Annotated in this window: 21 protein-coding genes; 16 read left to right on the forward strand and 5 right to left on the reverse strand. The window is 69.9% G+C overall.

The genetic code is table 11. The features are described 5' to 3' along the window. Positions 1–9 precede the first annotated feature (9 nt). From LWP59_RS25375 to LWP59_RS25430, 12 genes are all read left to right on the forward strand, one after another. Positions 10–1,326, forward strand: coding sequence for an aromatic ring-hydroxylating oxygenase subunit alpha (locus LWP59_RS25375; RefSeq protein ID WP_144633820.1), 1,317 nt, complete (start codon positions 10–12; stop codon positions 1,324–1,326). Position 1,327: 1 nt separating this feature from the next. Further along, positions 1,328–1,801, forward strand: a complete 474-nt coding sequence (locus tag LWP59_RS25380) for an aromatic-ring-hydroxylating dioxygenase subunit beta (RefSeq protein ID WP_144633817.1) — start codon at positions 1,328–1,330, stop codon at positions 1,799–1,801. A gap of 11 nt (positions 1,802–1,812) precedes the next feature. Beyond that, positions 1,813–2,142 carry a non-heme iron oxygenase ferredoxin subunit gene (locus LWP59_RS25385; RefSeq protein WP_144633814.1) on the forward strand — a complete coding sequence of 110 codons (330 nt, stop codon included), beginning with the start codon at positions 1,813–1,815 and terminating at the stop codon, positions 2,140–2,142. Next, positions 2,142–2,897, forward strand: a complete 756-nt coding sequence (locus LWP59_RS25390) for an SDR family oxidoreductase (protein WP_144633811.1) — start codon at positions 2,142–2,144, stop codon at positions 2,895–2,897. Before LWP59_RS25385 ends, LWP59_RS25390 begins: the two co-directional genes overlap by 1 nt. Before the next feature lie 19 nt (positions 2,898–2,916). Further along, positions 2,917–4,134, forward strand: coding sequence for an NAD(P)/FAD-dependent oxidoreductase (locus tag LWP59_RS25395; RefSeq protein WP_144633807.1), 1,218 nt, complete (start codon positions 2,917–2,919; stop codon positions 4,132–4,134). A gap of 125 nt (positions 4,135–4,259) precedes the next feature. Further along, positions 4,260–5,405 (forward strand): LuxR C-terminal-related transcriptional regulator, encoded by a 1,146-nt coding sequence (locus LWP59_RS25400; protein WP_186383057.1) that lies wholly within the window; start codon positions 4,260–4,262, stop codon positions 5,403–5,405. Between the two features lie 132 nt (positions 5,406–5,537). After that, positions 5,538–6,863: a cytochrome P450 gene (locus tag LWP59_RS25405; protein ID WP_144633801.1), complete on the forward strand. Its 1,326-nt coding sequence runs from the start codon at positions 5,538–5,540 to the stop codon at positions 6,861–6,863. Continuing rightward, on the forward strand, positions 6,860–8,068 hold the full coding sequence (locus tag LWP59_RS25410) for an NAD(P)/FAD-dependent oxidoreductase (RefSeq protein WP_229858497.1): 1,209 nt from the start codon (positions 6,860–6,862) through the stop codon (positions 8,066–8,068). The genes LWP59_RS25405 and LWP59_RS25410 overlap by 4 nt, the downstream gene beginning before the upstream one ends. Positions 8,069–8,078: 10 nt before the next feature. Further along, the gene (locus tag LWP59_RS25415) at positions 8,079–8,396 is read left to right on the forward strand and encodes a 2Fe-2S iron-sulfur cluster-binding protein (RefSeq protein WP_144633798.1); all 318 of its coding nucleotides are present in this window, start codon (positions 8,079–8,081) and stop codon (positions 8,394–8,396) included. Between the two features lie 29 nt (positions 8,397–8,425). Further along, positions 8,426–9,538, forward strand: coding sequence for an NAD(P)-dependent alcohol dehydrogenase (locus LWP59_RS25420; RefSeq protein ID WP_144633795.1), 1,113 nt, complete (start codon positions 8,426–8,428; stop codon positions 9,536–9,538). Then, positions 9,535–10,989: an aldehyde dehydrogenase gene (locus LWP59_RS25425; RefSeq protein WP_144633792.1), complete on the forward strand. Its 1,455-nt coding sequence runs from the start codon at positions 9,535–9,537 to the stop codon at positions 10,987–10,989. The genes LWP59_RS25420 and LWP59_RS25425 overlap by 4 nt, the downstream gene beginning before the upstream one ends. 203 nt (positions 10,990–11,192) lie before the next feature. Next, the gene (locus tag LWP59_RS25430) at positions 11,193–11,450 is read left to right on the forward strand and encodes a hypothetical protein (RefSeq protein ID WP_144633789.1); all 258 of its coding nucleotides are present in this window, start codon (positions 11,193–11,195) and stop codon (positions 11,448–11,450) included. Positions 11,451–11,757: 307 nt separating this feature from the next. On the opposite strand, the gene LWP59_RS25435 is transcribed toward LWP59_RS25430, so the two are convergent. The 3 genes from LWP59_RS25435 to LWP59_RS25445 are packed head-to-tail and all read right to left on the reverse strand — an operon-like array spanning position 11,758 to position 13,223. After that, a complete protein-coding gene (locus LWP59_RS25435; RefSeq protein ID WP_144633786.1) occupies positions 11,758–12,732 on the reverse strand; it encodes an SMP-30/gluconolactonase/LRE family protein in 975 nt (324 codons plus the stop codon). 13 nt (positions 12,733–12,745) lie between these two features. Beyond that, positions 12,746–13,036 (reverse strand): hypothetical protein, encoded by a 291-nt coding sequence (locus LWP59_RS25440; RefSeq protein ID WP_144633783.1) that lies wholly within the window; start codon positions 13,034–13,036, stop codon positions 12,746–12,748. Then, the gene (locus LWP59_RS25445; RefSeq protein ID WP_144633781.1) at positions 13,029–13,223 is read right to left on the reverse strand and encodes a hypothetical protein; all 195 of its coding nucleotides are present in this window, start codon (positions 13,221–13,223) and stop codon (positions 13,029–13,031) included. The genes LWP59_RS25440 and LWP59_RS25445 overlap by 8 nt, the downstream gene beginning before the upstream one ends. A 189-nt stretch (positions 13,224–13,412) precedes the next feature. Here LWP59_RS25445 and LWP59_RS25450 point away from each other — a divergent pair, with 189 nt between their 5' ends. Both LWP59_RS25450 and LWP59_RS25455 read left to right on the forward strand, forming a co-directional pair. Further along, positions 13,413–13,994 (forward strand): TetR/AcrR family transcriptional regulator, encoded by a 582-nt coding sequence (locus LWP59_RS25450; RefSeq protein ID WP_144633778.1) that lies wholly within the window; start codon positions 13,413–13,415, stop codon positions 13,992–13,994. A gap of 258 nt (positions 13,995–14,252) precedes the next feature. Continuing rightward, a complete protein-coding gene (locus tag LWP59_RS25455; protein WP_229858502.1) occupies positions 14,253–14,777 on the forward strand; it encodes a DUF4232 domain-containing protein in 525 nt (174 codons plus the stop codon). A 220-nt stretch (positions 14,778–14,997) separates the two neighbouring features. On the opposite strand, the gene LWP59_RS25460 is transcribed toward LWP59_RS25455, so the two are convergent. Continuing rightward, positions 14,998–15,366, reverse strand: coding sequence for a DoxX family protein (locus LWP59_RS25460; RefSeq protein WP_144633771.1), 369 nt, complete (start codon positions 15,364–15,366; stop codon positions 14,998–15,000). A gap of 105 nt (positions 15,367–15,471) precedes the next feature. Between LWP59_RS25460 and LWP59_RS25465 the strand changes: the two genes are divergently transcribed. Then, a complete protein-coding gene (locus LWP59_RS25465; RefSeq protein WP_144633768.1) occupies positions 15,472–15,849 on the forward strand; it encodes a winged helix-turn-helix transcriptional regulator in 378 nt (125 codons plus the stop codon). Positions 15,850–16,045: 196 nt separating this feature from the next. Here the strand turns inward: LWP59_RS25465 and LWP59_RS25470 are convergent, their stop codons facing one another. Beyond that, positions 16,046–16,792 (reverse strand): IclR family transcriptional regulator, encoded by a 747-nt coding sequence (locus LWP59_RS25470; protein WP_144633765.1) that lies wholly within the window; start codon positions 16,790–16,792, stop codon positions 16,046–16,048. 144 nt (positions 16,793–16,936) lie between these two features. On the opposite strand from LWP59_RS25470, the gene LWP59_RS25475 reads away from it, so the two are divergent. Further along, entirely contained in the window at positions 16,937–18,271 is a 1,335-nt protein-coding gene (locus LWP59_RS25475; protein ID WP_144633762.1) for an MFS transporter, read from the forward strand. Positions 18,272–18,294: the final 23 nt, after the last annotated feature.

Genomic DNA, 18,294 nt, shown 5'->3' on the forward strand with positions numbered 1-18,294 from the left:
TCGTCACTCATGCCTGAGCCCTTCGTCATCGACAACCGGGAAGACTCGCTCTTCCAGGTCCACCGCGAGGTGTTCACCTCGCCCGAGATCTTCGAGCGGGAGCGCGAGCTGATCTTCGGTCCGGCCTGGCTGTATGCCGGGCACGAGTCGGAACTGCCCCGCCGCAACGACTTCCGCACGCGAGACGTCGGCGGCCGTCCGGTCATCTTCACGCGTGACCGGCACGGAGAGGTGCGCGTGCTGCTCAACACCTGCCTGCACCGCGGCGCGTCGCTGTGCCGCCACCCGGCGGGCAACGCCAAGATCTTCACCTGCTTCTACCACGGGTGGGCTTACCGCAACTCGGGTGAACTCGTGAACGTGCCCTCGGTCGAGGACTACGCCGGCGCCCCGACCGACGTCTACCGCACCCTGCCCGCGCCGCGGGTGGAGTCGTACCGCGGCTTCTACTTCGTCAACTTCTCCGGCGACGCACCGGATCTGCGGACGTGGCTGGGGACTTCGGCCTACCTGCTGGACCTGGCCGTGGACCAGTCCGAGGACGGCATCGAGATCCTGCCCGGTACGCACAGCTACACGCTGCAGGCCAACTGGAAGCTGCTGGTCGAGAACAGCGTGGACGGCTACCACGCGAAGTCTGTGCACCACACCTACTTCGAGATGATGATGGAGCTGGGCCAGACGCCGCCGATGCTGGGCGACTCGGACACCAACGGGGTGCCGCCGGCGGGCCTGGGCACGGAGTTCGGCAACGGTCACGCGACGCTGATGTACCCGGGCAACGGGCTGCCACTGGCGAACGAAGCAGTCACCCACAACCTGGCGGCCCTACGCTCGCGCGCGGTGGAGCGGTTCGGCGAGTCCTACGCGACCGCCGTGTTCGATTTGGCCCGCAACACCATCTTCTTCCCGAACTTCGTGCTCATCGACCTGAACTTCGGGATGATCCTGCGCACGATCACGCCGCTGGGCCCGGACCGCACCCAGGTGTCGAGCTGGCAGCTCACGCCACGCGGTCTGGACGAGGAGTCGTTGCGGTACCGGATCGACAACGCGCTGACCTTCTGGGGCCCGGCCGGCCTGGCGACCCCGGACGACGTCGAAGCGCTGGAGCAGGCACAGCGTGGGTTCGGCGCGCGGCGGGAGATGCCGTGGTCGGACATCTCCAAGGGCATGGGCAAGGCCCGGCCCGCGGCCAACGACGAGTTGCAGATGCGCGCGTGGTGGCGGCAGTGGAATGCCGTGATGACCGGTGAACCGCTGCCGCGCGAGGTCGAGGAGTTCATCCCCTTCGACGTGCCCGTCCAGCAACCCCAGGGAGCCTGACATGACCACGTCCACCCGCACCGAGATCGAGGACTTCCTCTACCTGGAGGCATCTCTGCTCGACGAGTGGCGCCTGGAGGAATGGGTGGAGCTGTTCACCCTCGACTGCACCTACGAGGTGCCGGCCACCGACGCACCGGAGGCCGATCCGGCCCTGAGCTGGTCACTGATCCACGACCGGCGCACGATGCTGGAACAGCGCGTCATCCGGCTGAAGAAACCCGAGGCGCACGCCGAGTTCCCGCACTCGCGGACCAGCCGCATCATCGGCAACGTCCGGATCCTGGAGCAGCGCGAGGACTCGCTGGAGGTGTCGGCGAGTTTCCTGGTGTCCCGCATGAAGGCAGGCAAGTTCGACCAGTACGCGGGCCACTACTTCTACGAACTGGTGCCCGGGCTGAAGATCCGGCGGAAGAAGGCCGTGCTCGCGCACGACTGCCTGGACCCGCAGGGGAAGATCTCGTTCGTCCTGTGAAAGGGAACGCCATGAACCATGTACCGCAACGGATTCCGGCCTGCGCGGTCGAGGACCTCGACGACGGGGACACGATGACGGTCGACGGGAACGGCGAGGCGATCGCGGTCCACCGCGTGGACGGCGAGTTCTACGCGACCTCCGACACGTGCACGCACGAGAGGTGGTCGCTGGGCGAAGAAGGTGACCTCGACGGGTTCGAGATCACCTGCACGCTCCACAACGCCCGCTTCGACGTACGCGACGGGAAGGCGCTGTGCTTCCCCGCGGTGGTCAACCTGCGCAGCTACGCCACGGTCGTCGAGGACGGCAAGGTCTACGTGCTGACCGGGGAGGCGTGATGACCGCCCGGTTCGCGGGCCGCGTCGCGGTGGTCACCGGTGGCGCCGGCCCGATCGGTTTCGGCATCGCGCAACGCCTGGCCGAGGAGGGCGCGACGCTGGTGCTGGGTGACGTCGACGAAGGCCGGCTGTCCGCGGCCGCGGGCAAGCTCGGCGCGAAGTACGTGGCGGGTGATCTGAGCCGCCGCGCGGACGCCGAGGCACTGATCGGGGCGGCGGACCGTCTCGACGTGCTGGTGAACTGCGCGGGTGGCGGGGTCATTCTGCCCACGCCCGAGCACACCGAGGAGACGCTGCACGCCACCATCGACCGCAATCTCTGGACCACGCTGCACTGCACGCTGGCCGCGTTGCCGGTGATGACCGCGGCCGGGTACGGGCGGATCGTGAACATCGGCGCCGAGTCGGTGCGCAACGGGCTGTACCGGCACGCGGTCTACAACGCCGCGAAAGGCGGGGTGCACGGGCTCACCACCGGGCTCGCGCGGGAGTACGCCGCACACGGCATCACGGTCAACACCGTGGCCCCGGCGTGGATCGCCACACCCGAGGCGGACGCCCGGGTCGCGGCCGCCCCGGAAGCCGAGCGCCGCGACCTGACGGGGTTCTTCGACCAGATCCGGGCCACCATCCCGATGGGCCGCCCGGGAACCGTGGCCGAGGTCGCCGCCGCGGTCGCGTTCGTCGCGTCCGCGGAGGCTGCCTACATCACCGGCCAGACCATCAGCGTCAACGGGGGGAGCTCAATGCTGTGACCCGGGAACGGAGAACACCATGACCGCCGGACATCCGGTGCGTTCGGTCACCGTGGCCGGGGGCGGCCTCGCCGGCTTCACCGTCGCGCGGGAACTGCGGGCGAACGGCTTCGAGGGAACCGTCCGGATCGTCGATCCGGAGGGCGTTCCCTACGACCGGCCGCCGCTGAGCAAGGGCTACCTCGCCGGTGCCGTCACCGCCGAGGCCATCCGGCTCGCGCCGGAGCAGTGGTATGCCGACAACGCCGTGGAAGTGATCGAGGACAGCGTCGCGAAGTTGTCCCCCGGCTCCGGAACTGTGCTGCTGGCCCACGGCGGCGAGATCGCTTCCGACGCGGTGGTCCTCGCGACGGGCGGCACAGCCCGGCGGTTGCCGGGCGCCTGCTCCGTCCCGGTGCTGCGCGACCGGGCCGACGCCGACAGTCTGCGGGCCCACCTCCGGCCCGGAGCACGGCTCGTGATCGTGGGGGCCGGGCTGATCGGCGCCGAGGTCGCTTCGACCGCGTCGGCGGCCGGGGTGGCGGTCACGCTGGTGGACCCCGTGCCGGTTCCCCTGGTCCCCGCACTGGGACCCGAGATCGCCGAGGTGCTGCACCGCATGCACGAGGAGCGAGGTGTCCGCGTCGTGCGCGGGAAACCGGTGCGCAGCACCATCCGCTCGGTGGAGGTCGAACGGGCACACGGGACGTTCCTGACGCTGGAGGCCGACGTCGTGCTGGCCGCGATCGGCCTCGATGTGGACACCACACTCGCCGCCTCCGCCGGATTGCCGGTCGCCGGCGGTGTGGTGGTCGGACCGGACGGCAGGACGAGCAATCCGGCCGTCTACGCGGCCGGCGACCTCGCGCGCACCCGCCTGCCCGACGGCACCCTGGTGCGACGAGGCGAGCATTGGGAGTCCGCGCTGCACGACGGCACCGCGGTCGCGCGATCCCTGCTCGGGCTCCCGCTGCCGGAGCGGCCGCCGGCGTGGTTCTGGTCGGACCGCTACGGGGTGCACGTCGAGGCCACGGGCTCCATGGCCGCTCCCGGTTCGACCGTCCTGCGCGGGGAACACCTGGCCTTCCGCCTCGACGAGGACAGCCGCCTGGTGGGATGCGCCGCGATCGACGAGGGCAAGGCGCTGCGTGCCGCCCGGAGACTCATCGCCGGTGGCGCGATCGTGAGCGCTCGTGACCTGGCGGACCCCGCTGTCGACCTGAGAAGGCTCGCGATCCGCTCGCTGCCACCCCCATGAGTGGTATTCCTCTCTCCCTTTGGAGAGGAATATCCCGGCCTTGGTGTCGTCGGCGCGCACACAGGGGTGACAATCGGCCGAACAGAGCAGTGCGCCGCCCTGGAGAGACGAGCGAGGAGACCGCTGTGAACACTGGTGTTCCGTCCGGTCCCGTCCGCGTGACCCTCGAACCGGCCGACGAGCTGGTGCGCCGGATACGGGAGATCCTGCGCGCGGTGGCGGCGCTGACCGGCGAACCGGACCTCGCCACGCACGCGGCGACCCGCGACCTGGTGTCCGCCGAGGCGGCCCTGCGCGCCGCCGAACACGTGGTCGTCCGGGAGCTGGCGGCCGGCAGCAGCAAGGACGCGGCCCGGCTCGCCGCGCTGCTGGCGCAGGTCGGTGGTGCGCTGGCGGCGGTCCGGGACAGCAGGCTCGCCGTGCGCACCGCCGCCATGGCCGACCTGCACCACTGCCTGGCCCGGCTGCGGGCCGCGAACACCCTGCAGGAGCTCGCCCAGCAGGTGCCGGCCGAGCTGCACCGCCTCGGGTACCGGCGCGCGTTGTTCTCCCGCCTGTCGGGCCCGACGTGGAGCCCACGCTCGGCTTACGCCTACGCCGACCCACAGCTCGCCGAGGACCTGGTGCGCATCGGGACGGCCGTGCCCGGCCAGATCGGCCGCGAGCTGCCGGAGACCGAGGTGGTACGCACCCGGGCCCCGGTGCTGGTCGAGGACGCCCAGCACAATCCGCGCGTGCACCACCGGCTGATCAACCTGGCCCGCACGCTGGACTACGTGGTCGCCCCGCTCGTCGGCCGCGGCGAGGTGGTCGGCCTCGTGCACGCCGACCAGCACGTCGAGCACGACCACGTCGACGAGTTCGACCTGCGGCTGCTCGGGCTGTTCGCCGAGGGGCTGGGCTGCGTGTTCGAGCGGGTCGTGTTCTCCGAGCAGCTGGGACTGATGCGGGAACGCATGCGGGAGCAGGCACGCGTGGTCGACGACCTGCTCGACGGATATCCCCCCGCGCCCACGCGTCAGCCGGAGCCACCCCGGCAGGCCGACCCCCTCGGCCGCTACGAAGGCCCCTTCGCCGAACTCACCCGCCGCGAGCTGGACGTCTTGCGGCACCTGGTGCTCGGCGAGAGCAACAGCCAGATCGCCGCCGCGCTGTTCGTCGCGCCCGGCACCGTGAAGACGCACGTCAAGAACGTGCTGCGCAAGCTCGGCGTCGCCAACCGCGCTGAGGCGACGGCGCGCTACCACGAGCTGATGCAGCGGCACCGGTAGACCACACCCGGCGGCGGCCGGGAGAGATCCGGGGAGAGAAATCTCTTCCTCCGGGGTGATGCACGACACGTCGTGTTGGCCCAAAGATTGGACCAGAACGCGCAATGACGCCGTCATCCCGGAGGGAACTTCATGACCACCACGCCCGAGCTGTCCACCCGCCCGATCCCGGACGAGATCGCCCGCCAGGTCGTGCTGCCGGAGGGCCACCGCCACGACGGGCCGCTGTTCGACGCCTACCGGTGGCTGCGGGAGAACAACCCCCTCGGCAAGGCCGAGGTCGAGGGCTACGACCCGGTCTGGCTGGTGACCAAGCACGCCGACATCATGGAGATCGAGCGCCAGCCGCACGTGTTCACCAGCGGCGGTGGCGACAGGCCCGGCTCGCACAACCCGATCCTGCAGAACCAGGCCGGCGACGCCTTCACCAAGCAGCTCACCGGCGGCAGTCTGCGGATCCTGGACACGCTGACCTACCTGGACCCGCCCGAGCACACCGAGATCAAGGACATCGCCAACGACTGGTTCCGTCCCGCGAACCTCAAGAAGTGGGAGGACACGATCCGGGCGCTGGCGAAGGAGGCGATCGCCAAGTACCTGCGTAGCGGGACCAACGACATCGACTTCGTCCAGCAGTTCGCGCTCTACTACCCGCTGCACGTGATCATGAGCCTGTTCGGCGTCCCGGAGTCCGACGAGCCCCGCATGATGACGTTGACGCAGGAGTTCTTCGGCACCGCAGACCCGGACGCCCAGCGCGCGGACGTCGAGCCACTGACCCCGGAGGCCGCGGCACAGCAGTGGTCGGCCGCGATCCAGGACTTCTACGCCTACTTCGACAAGCTGGTCGAGGACCGGCGCGCGAACCCGCGCGACGACCTGGCGACGATCATCGCGCAGGCCAAGGACTCGAATGGCGAGTACTACCGCAAGGAGTTCGCCTACGGCTGGTTCATCGCGATCGCGACCGCGGGCCACGACACCACCTCCAGCACGATGGCAGGCACCATCGAGGCACTGGCCCAGTTCCCCGACCAGCTCGCGAAGGTGCGGGAGAACCCCGCGCTGATCCCGGACCTGGTCAACGAGGGCCTGCGGTGGGTCTCGCCGGTCAAGCAGTTCACCCGCCAGGCCACGCAGGACTACGTGCTGCGCGGGCAGCAGATCCGCACGGGCGACCGGTTCATGCTGCTGTACCAGTCGGCCAACCGGGACACCGACGTGTTCGACGAGCCGGACACCTTCCGGCTGGACCGCAAGCCCAACAAGCACATCGCGTTCGGCTACGGGCCGCACATGTGCATCGGCCAGCACCTGGCCAAGCTCGAACTGCGGATCATGTTCGAGGAGCTGCTGCCGCTGATCGAGAGCGTCCAGGTGACCGGCGAGCGCAAGTCGGTGATGACCAACTTCGTCGGCGGGCTCAGGAAGCTGCCCGTGCGCCTGGAGCTGAAGTGACCCGCGTGCTGGTCGTCGGCGCCGGTCACGCCGGCGCCACCCTGGCCGGCCTGCTGCGGCAGGCCGGCCACCGGGGCCCGGTCGAGCTCTTCGGCGACGAGGTGGACCTGCCCTACCACCGGCCGCCGCTGTCGAAGAAGTTCGCCGAAGGCGATCTGGAGCAGTGGCTGCGGCCGGCGGAGTTCTACCGCGAGCAGGACATCACGGTCCGGCTGGGCGAGCACGTCGTGGGGATCGACCGGGACGGCCGCCGCGTGCGCACCGGCTCTGGCGACTTCCACAGCTACGACCACCTCGTCCTGGCGACCGGAGCCGAACCCCGGGCGCTGCCGGTGCCCGGGGCGGAGCTCTCGGGTGTCGTGTCGCTGCGGACCCTGTCTGACGCCCGGATCCTGCGCAAGTGCGTCGAAGAACGGCGCGCTCTGGTCATCGTCGGCGGCGGCTACATCGGACTCGAGGTCGCCGCCGTCGCGCGGTCCTGCGGTGTCGCCGTCACCGTCGTCGAACGCGAGGAGCGCGTGCTCGGCCGCGTCGCGAGCGCCCGGCTGTCGGAGATACTGGCCGCCCACCACCGGGAGCAAGGCACGCACATCCTCAACGGGGCCGAGGTCACCCGGATCGACGGCGCCGACGGGCGGGTGCGGGCAGTGGTGCTCGAGGACGGGACGCAGATCCCGTGCGAGGCGGTACTGATCGGCGTCGGAGCCGTGCCCCGCGACCGGCTCGCCGTGGACGCGGGACTGGTGTGCGCGCAGGGTATCGTCGTCGACGAGCACGCCCGCACCAGTGACCCGCGCATCCTCGCGATCGGCGACGTCACCCGGCGGCCGCTGGGCACCGGCGCGCTGGTGCGCCTGGAAAGCATCCCGAGCGCGACCGAGCAGGCCAAGCAGGCCGTCGCCACCATCACCGGAGCGGCACCGGTCGCGGCCGAGGTGCCCTGGTTCTGGTCCGACCAGTTCGACCTCAAGCTCAAGATCGCCGGCCTGGTCCCGCCCACGCCGCACACGGTCGTGCGCGGAGACCCCGCGGCCGGCCGGTTCGCCCTGTTCCACCACCACGGCGGCACGATCACCGCCGTCGAATCGGCAAACTCCCCCGCCGAGTTCATGGCGGGCAAGAAGTTCATCGCGTCACGCACACGGATCGACCCGGCCCGCCTCGCCGACAGCTCGGTCCCGCTGCGCGACGCCGTCGTCCACTAGGAGCACCACCATGCCCAAGGTCACCTACGAGCTGCCCGACGGGGCCTCCCACGCCCTCGACGTCCCCAGTGGACAGAGCGTCATGGACGGTTCGGTCCGCAACAACCTGCCCGGCATCGTCGCCGAATGCGGGGGCAGCTGCTCGTGCGCCACCTGCCATGTGTTCGTCGAGGAGGGTGCGTCGTGCTTCGACGAGCCAACCGATGAGGAGCGCGATCTCCTTGAATACGCCGAGGGCGTGCGGCCGAACTCGCGCCTGTCCTGCCAGTTGATCCTCACCGAGGACTGCCAGGGCGTGCGCGTCACGGTCCCCGACACCAACGGTTGACCCCTCTCCCACTGGACAAAGGAGTCCGCATGGACATCACCGCCGCGGTCGCCACCGAAATCGGTGGCACCTTCGAGCTGCACCAGCTCACCCTGGCCGATCCCGCACCCGACGAAGTCGTGGTCGAGATCGCCGGGGTCGGCCTGTGCCACACCGACCTCGCCGCCAAGGACGGCCACCTGCCCTTCCCGCTGCCCGGTGTCTTCGGGCACGAGGGCAGCGGCGTCGTCACCGCGGTGGGCAGCGCCGTCACCAAGGTCGCAGTGGGCGACAAGGTCGTGCTCAGCTTCGACAGCTGTGGCCGCTGCCGCGAATGCCGCAACAACGAGCCCGCCTACTGCCACGACTTCATGGCCTACAACTTCGGCGGCGCCCGCCAGGACGGCACCAGCCCACTGACCCGCGACGGCGAACCAGTCGGCTCGGCGTTCTTCGGCCAGTCCTCCTTCGCCACCCACGCGCTGGCGCGGGAACGCAACGTGGTGAAGGTGCCCGACGACGCGCCGCTGGCCGTGCTGGGCCCGCTCGGCTGCGGGGTGCAGACGGGCGCCGGCGCGGTGCTGAACTCGCTGGACTGCCAACCGGGGTCGTCGTTGCTCGTGCTGGGCGGCGGTTCGGTCGGGCTGTCGGCGGTCCTGGCCGGTGTGGTGCGGGAACTGAGCCGGATCATCGTCGTCGAGCCGCACCCCGCGCGGCGGGACCTCGCCCTGTCACTGGGTGCCACCGACGTGGTCGATCCGGCGGCCGGGCCGCTGCCCGAGCAGGTGCGCTCCATCGTTCCCGACGGCGCGGACCACGCGATCGACACGACCGGGATCGCCGCCGTCCTGCAGGACGCCATGTCCGCACTCGCCCACCGCGCCAAGGTGGGCATCATCGGTGTCCCGTCCGATCCCGAGGCCGCGCTGGTCCTGAACCTCATTCAGGCGCAGGTGCTGGGTGTGCGGGTGATGGGCATCGTCGAGGGCGACAGCGACCCCGACGTGTTCGTGCCCGAACTGCTGGAACTGCACCGCACCGGACGGTTCCCGTTCGACAAGCTCGTCACCACCATGCCGTTCTCCCAGATCAACGAAGCCGTCGCCGCCCAGCACCGGGGCGACGCGGTCAAGATCGTGCTCGTGCCCGAGGAGTCCCGATGACCATCGACTACGACCGGCTCTACCTGGCCGGGCAGTGGACCGAACCCGCCACCGAACACCGCATCGACGTGCATTCGGCGAGCACCGAGGAGTTGCTCGGCGCCGTCCCCGAGGCCGCCGAGGCGGACGTCGACGACGCGGTCGCCGCCGCACGCCGAGCCTTCGACGACCCGGCCGGCTGGTCCCGCTGGGAGCCGCACCAGCGCGCCGACGTCCTCGAACGGTTCGCCGTGGCACTGGAAAAGCGCGCCCAGGAAACCGCGCGGCGGGTCACCGTCCAGAACGGGATGCCGATCTCGCTGGCACAGCAGTTCGAGGGCGGCTTCCCGCCGGTGCTGTTGCGGTACTTCAGCGAGCTGGTCACCTGCTCGCCGCAGGAGGAGACCAGGCCGGGCATGCTCGGGGGCAGCTCGCGGGTGATCCGCGAACCGGTCGGCGTGGTCGCCGCGGTCGTGCCGTGGAACGTTCCCCAGGCGATCACCTTCCTCAAACTGGCCCCGGCGCTGGCCGCGGGGTGCACGGTGGTGCTCAAACCCGCCCCGGAGACGGTCCTCGACGCGATGCTGATGGCGGAGGCCGCCGCCGAAGCCGAACTGCCCGCGGGCGTGCTCAGCGTCGTCCCGGGTGGCCGCGAACTGGGCGCCTACCTCATCGCGCATCCCGGAGTGGACAAGGTGTCGTTCACCGGCTCCACGGCGGCGGGACGGGCCATCGCGGAGACCTGCGGCCGACTGCTGCGGCCGGTGACGCTGGAGCTGGGCGGGAAGTCGGCCGCGATCGTCCTCGATGACGCGAACCTGTCGGAGACCATCGAGAGCTTCTTCGCCGCCACGCTGCTGAACAACGGCCAGATCTGCTGGCTGGGCACCCGGGTGCTGGCTCCGCGGTCCCGTTACGGCGAGGTCGTGGACGCCGTCACCGACCTGGCCCGCTCGCTCGCCATCGGTGACCCGCTCGCCGAGACCACCCAGGTCGGCCCGCTGGTGTCGGCGCGCCAACGCGACCGGGTGGAGTCCTACATCGCCAAGGGACGCGGTGAGGGCGCGCGAGTCACGACCGGCGGCGGCCGGCCGGCCGGACTCGACCGCGGCTGGTTCGTCGAACCCACGGTGTTCGCCGACGTCGACAACCAGCACACGATCGCGCAGGAGGAGATCTTCGGTCCGGTGCTGTCGGTGATCCCCTACGGCGACGAGGACGAGGCGGTCGCGATCGCCAACGCCAGCGAGTACGGGCTCGGTGGCAGCGTGTGGACGGCTGACCCCGACCGCGGCGAGTCCGTGGCGCGCCGGGTGGAATCGGGAACGATCGGTGTCAACGCCTACGCCAACGACCCCACCGCGCCGTTCGGCGGCATCAAGTCCAGCGGCATCGGCCGCGAGCTGGGACCCGAGGGCCTGCACTCCTACCAGGTGTTCAAGACCATCTACCTGGACCCCAGCAAGGGGTAGCCGGCCTCCCTCCCAAGGGCGCCCGCGCCCGGCGAAGTTACGGGGAAGACAAGGGTTCGTCGTGGGACAGCGGCCGTAGCCCGGGTGGAGAGTTTCTCCACCCGGGCTACACCACCAGTCCCACGATGGCGACCCGGCGCAGGTCCTAGCATCGAGAAGTGGCTTCTTCGTCCTTTGCGGAGTGTGTGAACCGGAGGAACACCATGCCAGTCCTGCCCATCGACGATCACGGTGTCGAGCAGGCTGTGGAGGCGCTGCGGTCCGGGCTGCCGATCATCGTGTCGACGCCCTCACCGCTGGCCTACACCGTGGTCGGCAGACACGGCGCCGCGGTCAACATCGCGAAGAAACGCCCGGGCAACCAGCCGGTCGGCGTCAGTGAGTCCGATTTGGACATACCTCCGCACCGTGGGTACCGGAGCTCGGCGGAATCATCGCCACGTTCGAGCATCTCTACATGAGCAGCGCGAACGTCACCGGCACCCAGAGCGCCACCACCGCCGCCGAAGCGGCGAGCTGACGGTCGTGCGTCCCGGTATCAACAACCTCGCCTACGGCAGCGATCTGGCGACCTACGGGGACGACCTCCGCCGCCGCTGGCAGACGACGAACAGCTCCAACCGCCGCGCGTGAACGCCTTCGGCAGGGAAGGAAACCCGCAGCCGAGGGTGCCGATCACGCGCGCAGCACGACCACCTCGAACCCGTCACCGACACCGTCCACAATGGTCTCGATGGTGACCTCGCCGGTCATTGTGCCGGGTCATGATTACTCCTGCTCGGCGTCGGTGAGTTCGAAGCGCAACAGGGCGGCGTGGCGGACGGCACCGTCGGGTGGGGCGGTGGTCCCGCCGTCGGTGGTCACGTAGATGACCCGGCCGGTGTCCTCGGGGCCGCGGCCCCAGGCGGCGCTGGAGGGCCCGACCATGACGGGGGCGAGCGGGTCGCCGATGAGGTGGCGCACCTCGCTGCCGTACCGGGGAACCAGCGGGACCCGGTCGAGGGTGTTGGCGCGATGCCTTGTCACGTAGGCGACACCGGCTTCGTCGTCGACGCAGAAGTCGTCACCGTCAGACAGGGCGGTGACGAACTCCGGCGGGCCGGCCGGGTCGAGGGTGGCCGGGTCGACCGGGACGCGCATGAAGACCTGTTGGGCGGTGGAGGTGTAGTAGAGGTAGCCGGTGCGGGGGCTGTAGCGCACGCCGTTGACGCCGGGCTGGGGCGGTGGGTCGACCTCGCTGTCCGGGTCGTCGCCCATCGTGTCGTGCGCCAGCCAGATTCGGCCGGTGCGCTGGGTGAGGTCGACGCGCCAGATCAGGCCGGCGAAGCAGTCGGCGACGGTGAGCACGCCGGGGCCGAGCAGGCAGGAGCCGTTGAGCGCGCGGACCCGGTCGTCGAAGGTGAGGAGGACCTCCGGTGTGAGTGGGTTGCCGGGCTGCCAGCCGGTGAGGTCGAGGCGTACCAGGTGGGACTCGTGGGTGGTGTAGCCCTCGGTCAGGCACAGGACGAACACCTCGGGTTCGACCTCGGCGATCCCGGTGACCAGGTGGTCGAAGGTGTGCAGCAGCAGCGGTTCGACCGGCTCCGCGGCCGGGTTCGCGGGTACGTACCACAGTTCCTTCTGCAGTACCGCGGTGATCAGCACCGAACCGTCGGCGCGGACGGCGAGGTTCTCCAGGAAGTGGCCCTTCGGGAAGTAGGCGACCGGGGTCACGGTGACGCCGGGAAGCGGGGTCATGGCCATGGTCTCTCTCCTGTCACTGGTCCAGGCCGACGGCGTCCGACGGGACCTCGAAGGCCACGAGGGTGAGCGAAACGGCGGTGAACCAGCCCATCAGGACGGTGACGTCGACGATGCCGGCCTCGCCGAGCAGGTCCCGCGCGCGGCGGAACATGTCCTGCGTGGTCTGCGACAGCGCGGGGTTCGCCAGCCAGATCTGGTGCGGCCCGGGCACCAGCCCCCGCAACGCCATGGTGAAGTCGTAGGCTGGTATGCCCCGGGTTTCGGTGAACCGGCCGAAAGTGCCGAAGTCGGGGTGCTCAGTCATGGTTCCTCACTCGGCGGGCACGGGGACCTCGTAGGCGTTGAGCAGCCTGGTACTGCGTGGTGAGCAGCACCAGGGCGTCGAGCGCGGCCTGGCCGAGGGTCTCGGCCACGGCGCGGCAGGTGGTCTGCGGCAGCGGGCCGCCACGCAGCAGGGCGCCGGTCACGTCGGCGGCGAGGTTCTCCTCCACGGTGACGTCGGCCGGGCGGCCTCCGGCACTTGCCCCGGCGGACCTGACAACCGAGCAGGAGTCGCTCTATCGGCTCTTCGAGAAGATGGTGGCCACCGACGAGTTCACCGGCATGACCGTGCGGCAGGCGGACGGGGCGTTCCTCGGCCCGTTCGCGGTGATGCTGCACTTTCCGGTAGTGACAGTCGCATGGGCCCCTCCTTCGTTAAAGAGAACGGACGTCCGCTCCTGGAGGCGGCGCGCCGCTGCTTCGTCCGCAACGGCTTCCACCGCACGTCCATGCAGGACGTGTTCGCCGAGTCCGGCCGCTCGGCGGGCGCGGTCTACCGGTACTTCCCCAAGAAGGAGGACATGATCCTCGCCGTCGCGGCGCAGAACCTGGACGACGTCGCCGAGACACTGCGCGCCGCGCTGGCCGAGGGCGGTGGCGAGCGCAGGCTCGGCGAGGTGCTGGCCGAACTGCTGCAGGCGGTCGCCGAGCGGCACGCGGACCGCGATCTGGCGGCCGTCGCGCTGATGGTGTGGTCGGAGGCGCTGCGCAACCCCGCGCTGGCCGAACGGTTGCGGGCGGCCATCACCACCATGAGCGAGGACATGGCCGAGCTGGTCCGGCACCGCGGGCTCGGCGGCGAGCCGGCCGGCACCTCCGCCGAGGCGCTCGCCCAGGCGATCCTGGCCGTCCTGCCCGGTTTCCTGCTCGAACTGGCCGTGCTCGGCCCTGACGGCGTCGCCGGCTTTACGGACGCCGTCCGGGTCTTATGGCCGGATTGACCGGTCCCGAACACCGGCAGCAGGAGTGACGTCAGGAAACCCTCGGCGATCCTCGCGATCGGCGCGCTGTCGCTTCTGGTACTTGGCGGCTTGCCTTCGTCACGAGGGACGTGTGAAGCCGCGCCGGGTTGCGTCAGTGAGGTCCATACCACGTGGAGGCATCGCCGGCGGTGGTTCGGGCATCTCTTGGTATGAGTGCGATCCACTGATCACTCGACTGCGCCGCACCTGTCCCACACCGAAGGGAAAATGATGATGATGAAGACTATCCAGCGCGCCGCCACCGCGACCATCGCCGGCGGGATCGCCGCCGGAAGCCTGCTGCTGGCTGGGGGCACGGCCAGCGCGATGCCCTCGGACGAGCCCTGTGGGGTTTCCGACGTGCACATCACCGTCACACCCGAAGCCGCGCACGCCGCGGGCCAGGAGGCGTACCTGATCACCTACACCGCCGCCGCTCCCACCACGAACTGCCGGCTCGACGGCGTGCCCACCGGCCTGAGCTTCGTGTCCGGCGGGCAGAACAACGCCAGTGACACCACCGTCACGCCCGACGCTCCGGGCGCCGTCCCGGTGCCGGTGAACCTGACCGCCGGTCATCCGGCCGAATCGCGCATCCTGCAGGACGCCGCCGCGCCGGTGACCTTCCTGCCCGACGCGCTGAACCTGAACCTGCCCACCGGGCCCGACGGCTCCTCCACCACCGTCGCCTGGCCCGCCGGGGCGCCCCTGAAAGGCACGACCGCTCGGGTCACCGCGGTCGCCCCCGCCGACGCGAGCTGATCCCGCCGGCGCCGCCCGTGTCGCCCCGGCAAGATCGTGGTGGACACGGGCGGTGCGCCGCGCCGGGAAGCCGAGGGCAGCGATGTCCGGGCATGCCACGACCGGACGCGATTCCCGGTCAGGAAACGGCTTTCGCTTCGGGCCACGCTTCAAGGCCGCCCGAGCCAGTGAGCGACGTCGCCGGGAGAGTGGAAGTAGCGCGACGTCCGAGAATGAGAGGTCAGCCCAGGAAGCGGCCGACCGCGGCGAAGGCGGCGAGCAGCAGCAGGAGCACGTTGGCGGGCAACGGTTGGCGCTCGTCGCGGACCAGGTGCACCCGAAGCGCGCCGATCTGCACCACGACCAGGCCGACCGCGGCGATCGGAGTGAGGATCGGGGCGATCCCGGTCAGCCAGGGCAGGATCACGCCCAGCGCGCCGAGGATCTCCACCAGACCGACCGCCTTCACGCCAGTGTCCGACGAGTCCTTCATCCAGTCGAAGTTGCCCGACGCGGCCAGCTGCTCACGCGGCCGCACGACCTTGAGCCCGCCCGCGGCGAGGTAGACCAATGCGAGCAGACCCTGGGCGATCCACAGTGCGATGTTCACCGTATTCCCCAATCCTTACGACTTGTGCGTAGCCTGATGGTCTGTGCGCAAGGGGTCGGCCACAAAAGGCACATCGATGTATGTGTCCAGGAAGGAGGCTCGGGTATGGCGAAGGTCATACGCAAGACGGACCGCCCGCCGCGCATCCGGGACGGTGGCGCGGTCCGCGAGGTGCTGGACCGGATCGGTGACAAGTGGAGTCTGCTGGTGATCGGCACCCTGCGTTCCGGCCCGCTGCGGTTCGGTGAGCTGGAGCAGGCCGCTGCCGGTATCTCGCAGCGAATGTTGACGCTGACGCTCAAACACCTGGTCGAGGACGGTCTGGTCGTGCGCACCGCCTATGCCGAGGTGCCGCCTCGGGTCGAGTACGAGGTGACCGAGTTGGGCCGGAGCCTGGTGCCGCTGGTGATGGCGCTCGCCGAGTGGGCGATGGCCAACCACGAGCAGATCAACGCCAACCGTAGGTCCTACCGTAGGTCTTGATCCGATCTCGAAATGACATGCGCCGCAATGCTTTCGTGGTGGCAATGACGACTTCGGACAGTGGGTGCGGCAGCTCACGACCAGTTTCATCGCGCCGGAGACCGACGCGCGTCGCCCCTGCCTTCTCGCCTACCGGCGTTTGATCTCGCGGAGCTGAAGCTACCGTCGTCGGATCGTTCGCCGCCGGAACGGAAGGTCAGCCGCCGAGGCCGTGGCTGATCCGCTCGGCCGCGGCCAGGGTCTCGGGGAGGATGCGGTCCATTTCGGCGTCGCTCATGCGCGCGCTGGGACCGGAGACGGACAGCGCGGCGACAGCCCGCGCAGAGGCGTCGTGCACCGGGACCGCGATCGCGCTGACGCCGCTTATCGTCTCGTCGAAGGCGCGGTCGTGGCCGGTGCTGCGGATTTCGGCCAGCCTCGCAGCGAACTCGTCGCGGCCACGCAGCCGGATTGCTTGCCAGGGCGCGTCCCCTGCCTTGTTCAGCGCGGCGTCGATCTCTGCGGGCAGCAGGTGCGCCAGCAGCACCCTGCCCGGAGCTCCGGCCCACAGCGGATAGGGGTGGCCCAGTTCGGAGTGGGTGCGCAGCTCCGATTGGCTCTGCACCTCTTCGATGAACATCCGCTGCGCGCCCATCGCGACCGAGAGCCCGATGGTCTCGTCGGTCGCGTCCCGCAGCGCGCGCATGTGCGGCAGCGCCGCGTTGCGCAGGTCGAGCCGCTCCCGGTAAGCCATGCCCAGTGCCAGCGTGTGCGGGCCCAGCCGGTACTTGCGGCTCACCGGGTCCTGCATCGCCATCCGCGACTCTTCCAGAGTCTGCAGCAGTCGCTGGGCCGTGCTCTTGGGAATGTCGAGCCGGACGGCCAGATCCCGGGCACTCAGATCATCTGGTGCGTCCCGCAGGGCGTCGAGGATCGAGATCGCCTTGCGCAACGCCTCACTCACCGGTTCCTCCCAAGCTGAACGACGCGAACTGCGGGGGCTTGACGATCACCCCGCCCATGAGAGACAGTACCACCGTCCCGCCTGTTGGTCCACTGTCCCATTTCTAGACAACCGACCGGCTGCCGAGCCGCAGAAGGGCGTCCAATGAGGCACTCCCGTTCCCCGGACAAACCCGCGTCGATCAACCAGGTCACCCTGGCGAGCGTGATCGGCACGGTCATCGAGTGGTACGACTTCTTCCTCTACGCCACGATGGCCGCGCTGGTGTTCAACACCGAGTTCTTCCCCAAGTTCGACGCGCTCACCGGCACGCTGGTCGCTTTCGGCACCTTCGCGGCGGGATTCGTCACCCGGCCGATCGGCGGGCTGATCTTCGGCCACTTCGGCGACCGGCTCGGCCGCAAGAAGATGCTCGTCACCACGATGATGATCATGGGTGGCTCGACGTTCGCGATGGGCCTGCTGCCCGGCTACGCCACGATCGGCGTCTGGGCCCCGATTCTGCTGCTGGTCCTGCGGATGCTGCAGGGTATCGGCCTCGGTGGCGAGTGGGGCGGGGCGGCGATCCTCACGTTCGAGCACGCGCCGAAGGACCGCCGCGGCCTGTTCAGCAGCTGGCCGCAAACCGGGGTTCCGATCGGCCTGCTGCTGTCCACGCTCGCCGTCAACGGTGCCGGTGCCTTCGGCGAGGACGCGCTCGTGTCGTGGGCCTGGCGCCTGCCGTTCCTGTGCAGCATCGTGCTGGTGCTGGTCGGCATGTTCGTGCGGCTGAAGGTTTCCGAACCGCCGGTCTTCGAGCGGATCGTGGAATCCCGCGCCCAGGCGAAAGTGCCCGTCGTCGAGGTGTTCCGCCGGTACCCGAAGCTCACCGTGCTCGCGATGGGCACCCGATTCTGCGAAAGCCTGACGTTCAACGTCTACAACGCTTTCATCCTCACCTACACCACCATCGTGCTCGGCCTCCCGAAAGGTGTGGCGCTCAACGGACTGCTCATCGCCGCGGTGATCGGCTTCGCGGTCATCCCGGTCACGGGCAGGCTGTCCGACCGGATCGGCCGCCGGCCCGTGCTCATGATCGGCGCGGCCATCTCCGGCGCGTCGGCGTTCCCGGTGTTCGCGATGATCGACACCAAGGCCACCCCGCTGATCTGGATCGGGATCATCATCGGCTGGGCCTTCGGGGCCTGCACGCTGTTCGGACCCGAAGCAGCCTTCTTCGCCGAGCTGTACCCGGCCCGGGTGCGCTACACCGGCATGTCGATCGTCTACCAGCTCGGCGTGCTGCCCTCCGGGGCGATCGCGCCTGCCGTGTCGACCGCGCTGGTCGGCAACTCCGGCGGGAAGTCCTGGCCGGTCGCGCTGTACATACTGATCTTCGCCGTCATCGCGCTCGTCGCGCTCGCCTTCACCCCGGAGACCTCGCGGCTCAACCGGGACAACAGCTGCGCGCCCAGCACCGCCGCCACCGCCGGCCGGTGACCGTCCACTTCGACCGGGAGACA

Origin of the sequence: Amycolatopsis acidiphila, assembly GCF_021391495.1 — a bacterium.
Taxonomy (GTDB): Bacteria; Actinomycetota; Actinomycetes; order Mycobacteriales; family Pseudonocardiaceae; genus Amycolatopsis_E; species Amycolatopsis_E acidiphila.